We start from the raw sequence: 5,303 nt of genomic DNA, 5'->3' as shown, positions 1-5,303 counted from the left end.
CGTCCCTGCTCACGGGACTCGGCGCGTTCGAATACATGATTGACCGCATTGACCATGCCATGGCTGGAACGGAAGTTGGTGCCCAGTGTATGCAGGCGGCCAGTGGTGGCCTGACGCGCACGCAGGTAGGTATAGATATCGGCGCCACGGAACGCGTAGATCGCCTGCTTGGGGTCGCCGATCAGGAACAGGCCGGTGTCCGGACTGTTATCTTCGATGCGATAGATGCTTTCGAAGATCCGGTATTGCACCGGATCGGTGTCCTGAAACTCATCGATCAATGCCACCGGAAACTGCTCGCGGATCACCGCCGCCAGGCGCTCGCCGCTGTCGGATTGCAACGCCGCATCGAGCCGCAACAGCATGTCATCAAAACCCATTTCCGCGCGACGACGCTTCTCTTCTTCAAAACGCGCGCCCACCCATCTCGCCGCGTGCTGCAAGACAGCGGCATCCGGGGTGGGCAGCGCGTCGAGGCTCGACTTGAGCCCCGGCATCGCGTCGAGCCCCGGATGACTCGGCGCCTGCCCCTTCCAGGCTTCAGCCATCCCGTCAGGGGTCAGTCGGGTAAAACCAGTGCCGATGTCCAGTTGCTCCATGGACTCGTCTTGCGCCCAGGCCTTGAGTTTCTCGAACCAGGGCTCGAAGTAACGCGCCTGCATCTTGCGTCCGTCAACGGCTTTGCTCGCGACGCCCTCGTGACAGATCACCAGCAGCTCATCCGCCCACTGACGCCATGGCATTTTCAGCTCGAGCAACGCGGCACGTCGCTCCCGCAGACACTCGTCGATCAGCTCTGCGGGAGCCTTTCCGTCGCCACTTTCATGCTCACTGCCAAACAGACCGCGCACCCTTGGCAACAATGCGGCCGGCCCGCCCCAGTGGGTACGAACCCAGTTCAGCGCATCGCCCTGCATCGGATAACAAAACAGTCGCCAGTAATCGCGCAGCACTTCGCCGAGCAGGTCGCTGTGATCGGTCTCCAGGGATTGCGTAAACAGGCTGCCGCTGTCGAATGCATGTTCGCGCAACATGCGCTGGCACCAACTGTGGATGGTGGAGACGGCCGCTTCGTCCATCCATTGCGCGGCGATGTCCAGACGATTGGCGCATCCGGCCCATTGCGCCGGGTCAAATTGCTCACGCAATTCGGCAATCAGGGCATCCGGCGCAGGGGTTTCTTCACGGAAAAACCGCGCAGCCTCGGCCAGCCGCGTACGGATTCGTTCACGCAGTTCCTTGGTAGCGGCATCAGTGAACGTCACCACAAGAATCTGCGGGGGCAGCAGCTCACGGCCGAAACCGTTCGCTTCGCCGCCGTGCCCAAGGATCAGCCGCAGATAAAGCGCCGAGATAGTAAAGGTCTTGCCGGTGCCGGCACTGGCCTCGATAAGTTGACTGCCATGCAGCGGGAAGGCCAGTGCCAAAGGTGTCCTGGTACTCATGCGCGCGCCCCTTCACTGATCAGTGAACGCCAAGGCGCTTCATACAGAGGGCGATACAACGCGTCGCACCAACCGGAGAATGTTTCGTCCGCCAGCAATGCATCAAAGTCTGCAAATTGGCGGAACAACGCGGGGTTCTCTCGGCGCTCGCCTTCACTGGTCTGGCCGTCACCTTCGTAGGCCTTGCGGGCAGCTGCCTCGGCTTTGAGCGGATCAGTCTGCGCAAGCCAGGCGAAGGCTGTCTTGACCGCGATCGGCAGCGGCTGGCGCATGCCGGCCTGCCAGGCGAGCAGAAGATCGCCAAGGAAACGAGTGGCACGATCCTTCTCCATCGGCTCGAGCAACAGCGTATCGTCACTCGCCACCAACGCCGTGCTCAACATGAGTCCGCTGGCGCAGGCCACCAGGTGGTTGACCCAGGGCTTGATCAAGCGATGCCATTTCCGACTTTTGATCGAACCGATGCTGTTGGGAATGGCAGTGACGGACAGCACGCCACCGTCAGCACGCTGATGCAAACCCGCGAGCCAGCCTTCAATACGCACACCCTGCAACTCGAGATTGACCGGGAGTGCGCTGATCAACGGTGTCGGCCATAACGTCAGAAGTTGTTGGTAACGCTGCAGCAGGTCCGGTAACGGCTCGATCAACTCTCGTTGCAGGCATTCGCCGAAACCGGCCATGGGCAGCAACCCGCTGTTTTGCAAACGGCGCGCCTGATCTTCGAGCGCATGATCGACATTATCGGGCTGCCGGAGCGCGGCTTCGAGCAGGCTCTCGCTGAGTGTGTAACGTTGCAATGCGTCCAGCACGAACGGTTCTTCGTCAGCCAGAGGCGCCTCGGCGGCCTCAAAGTACACTTTGAGTCGCTGCGTGAAAAAGTGCCGGACCGGATTGCGCAGGAAATCCTGCAGTAGGGCCAGACTCAGCGGCTCCTCCTGAACATAAGGCGCGAGTAGCTCCGCTTCGTGTTGTGGCTCATGCACCTGGTGCAAAACCTGCCATTCACGGGCATAACTGAATAGTTGGTCGCCTTCATGGAAATAGCGCGAGCTGAACGGTTGCAGGGGATGCTCCTTGGTCATGGCGTGCAACAATTCCTGGTGCTCATCGAGCGACCGCCAGCCACTGGCAAGGTGATCGCGCAACTGGCCGATCAGCACGGAAGCAGGCCGTTCACTATTGTCTCGAATACTGCGTCCGACCCAACTGATGTACAGCTGATTTCGCGCAGACAGCAGCGCCTCGAGCAACAGATAGCGATCATCCTCACGTCGGGAACGGTCCCCAGGCCGGTAATCGCTGCCCATGAGGTCAAAATCAAGTGGAGGTTGCGCCCGGGGATAATCGCCATCGTTCATCCCCAGCAAACAGACGAGCTTGAACGGGATCGCCCGCATGGGCATCAGTGTGCAAAAATTTACTGCGCCGGCCAGAAAGCGCTGGGACAGGCGCCCCTGATCCAGACCCGCGAGCCAGGCCTCCCGAACTACTGTCAGCGGCAACTCATCTACCAACCCCACCGATTCGCAGGTCTGCAGCCAAGTCTCGCGCAGCTCCTCAAGCTGCGTGAGCAGATAATCGTCGTGCTCGTTACTGGCCTTGAAGAATAGTTGCATCAGAATCTGCAGCCGCAGGCCCCACGCCTTGGGCTGAGCAGCCTCATTGAGCTCGTGATGGGCCAGCTCCAATGCATCAAGCAGGGCAACCAGCGGCCCGATCAACGCAGCATCCAGACCGCCGATTTCATCGTAAGGCTCGATACCTGCGCAGGCGTTGGAGCTGCCTACGGCGTATCCAAGCAACATCCGTCGCAGGCCGAAATGCCAGCTGTTTTGCTCAAGCTCATCTGGCAAGCCCAGTCCGGCACGTTGTTCAGCGTTCATTCCCCAGCGCACCCCTGCGCCTTCGATCCAGCGATGCAGCGTAGGTAAGTCGCGTTCCTGAACGCCAAAGCGGGCGCGCAATGCAGGAACGTCGAGCAGGTCGAGGATCTCGCTTACCGGGAAACGACTGTCCGGCAGTTTGAGCAGGTGCTCGACGGCAATCAGCAACGGATCGCGACCGCGCTGGCCCTGGTCGGCCAAGGTAAATGGAATAAAGCGAGGATCATGCCGATCCAGTTGCCCGAACACCGCCCGAATATGGGGCGCATAGCTATCGATGTCCGGCACCATCACGATTACATCGCGCGGGCGTAGATGGGGATTGGCACTGAAGCGGGCGAGTAACTGGTCGTGAAGGATTTCCACCTCACGCTGAGCACTGTGGGCTATATGAAAGCGGATCGACTCATCCTGCGTCAGGTCGACGGCAGGCCAGTGCTCACGCGTTTCATTGAGCGGCCGCAATTCGAGGATGTCGTCCTGAAGTTGATTGAGCAGAGTCTGTGGCTGCGTCTCGCTGAACAGGTCGATGCGCCCGTCACGGAATGCCGCACGATAGCTATTGGGGTCATCGTAGCTGTCCAGCAAGTTGATGTAGTCGCGCCCCTGTTTGCCCCAGGCTGCGAGCAACGGATGCGCGTGTTGGTGCAGCGCTTCCGGATCGAGCACGACCGGCATGCCGGTCTTGCGGCTTTGCCGCTTGTATTGATGGCGCAGCAGATCCTTGTCGGCAACGATATCGGCCCAGTGGTGTCGGCAAGGGTTGTGCACACACAGCAGCACCTGACTGAAACGCGCAAGTCCGGCCAACGCTTCGAGCACCTGGGCCGGCAACGAAGATATGCCAAACACGATCACCCGCGAGGGTAGTCCTGCAGGTGCGTTTTCAAGGGCATTTATGCGCTCGATAAAGCGCTGATGAACACCTGCCCGGCTCTGCGCCATGCCCTGCTCACCGACATCTTCCAGCAGAGCACGCCACAACTCAGCCTGCCAGCAACTGACCGGGGGCAGTGGCTTCACTTCACCTCGAACATTGCGCAACTGGTGCCGGCCTTCGGCCCAGTCCTCGAGCCAATCAGCCCGATACACTTGGTACTGGTCAAACAGATCTGCCAGGCGCTCTGACAGCTGGTAGCGCTTGCGTAAATCCGTGTCGTGCGTGAGGAACCGTTGCAGCGGCTCAAAATGGGGGCGATCAATAACCTGCGGCAGCAAGCGCATCAGTCGCCAGGTCAATGGGGCTTTGTCGAGCAGGGACTTGGCGGGAATTTCGTCTCGGCCTAACACCATACGGTAAAGCTGCCACATGAAACTGCCAGGCAATTGCACATCTATGGCCGCAGCTATTCCGCATCCCCCGAGGTCGTCGTCCTCAGGGTCTTCCGCCAAAGCCAGTTTGAGCCATTGGGCGATACCGTTGCTCTGCACCAGAGCGATTTCGTTCTCCAAGGGTGCCAATGGATAGCGCCGCATGACACTAACCACCAGGCTGCGCAGTTCGTCCAGGCTATTGCTCTGGACCACCATGAATGCAGCATTGAGGGACTGGGCGTCCGGCATAAAAACTTCCTTGGAAAAGTACAAAGCCAGGGCAGAACCTTAGCATTGTCGGCAGGCTGTGACAGCCGGAAGGGCATACCGCGCGCTGTAGGAACTTTCCTGCGCGCAAAACAAAACCCCAATTGCTTTCGCAATTGGGGTTTCGGAATTTAATCTTGACGATGACCTACTCTCACATGGGGAAACCCCACACTATCATCGGCGATGCATCGTTTCACTTCTGAGTTCGGGATGGGATCAGGTGGTTCCAACGCTCTATGGTCGTCAAGAAATTCGGGTACTGACTCGTGACCAACTGGCCTCGCTTCAGCAAATCGGGTATGTGATACAGGTGTTTGTGAGCAGCGCGAACTTTCGGTTCATTGCGTCTTCACACACCGCAATCTGGTCTCTTTCGAGCATTCAGATT

Annotated in this window: 2 protein-coding genes and 1 rRNA gene; all 3 read right to left on the bottom strand. The window is 59.2% G+C overall.

Annotation, left to right across the window (positions count from 1 at the left end):
* Nucleotides 1-1,445, bottom strand: a 1,445-nt coding sequence (locus tag HT737_RS19390; RefSeq protein WP_182403722.1) for a UvrD-helicase domain-containing protein, incomplete at its 3' end; no start/stop codon positions are given.
* The gene (gene recC / locus HT737_RS19385) at nt 1,442-4,894 is read right to left on the bottom strand and encodes an exodeoxyribonuclease V subunit gamma (RefSeq protein WP_182403721.1); all 3,453 of its coding nucleotides are present in this window, start codon (nt 4,892-4,894) and stop codon (nt 1,442-1,444) included. The genes recC and HT737_RS19390, both read right to left, overlap by 4 nt.
* A 153-nt stretch (nt 4,895-5,047) precedes the next feature.
* A 5S ribosomal RNA gene (gene rrf / locus HT737_RS19380) occupies nt 5,048-5,163 on the bottom strand.
* Between the last annotated feature and the right edge of the window lie 140 nt (nt 5,164-5,303).

The sequence above is a fragment of the Pseudomonas sp. MD195_PC81_125 genome (assembly GCF_014060985.1).
GTDB classification, from domain to species: Bacteria; Pseudomonadota; Gammaproteobacteria; order Pseudomonadales; family Pseudomonadaceae; genus Aquipseudomonas; species Aquipseudomonas parakoreensis.
The sequence above is the reverse complement of the archived record's forward strand: the minus strand, read 5'-3'. Positions and strand labels throughout refer to the sequence as shown.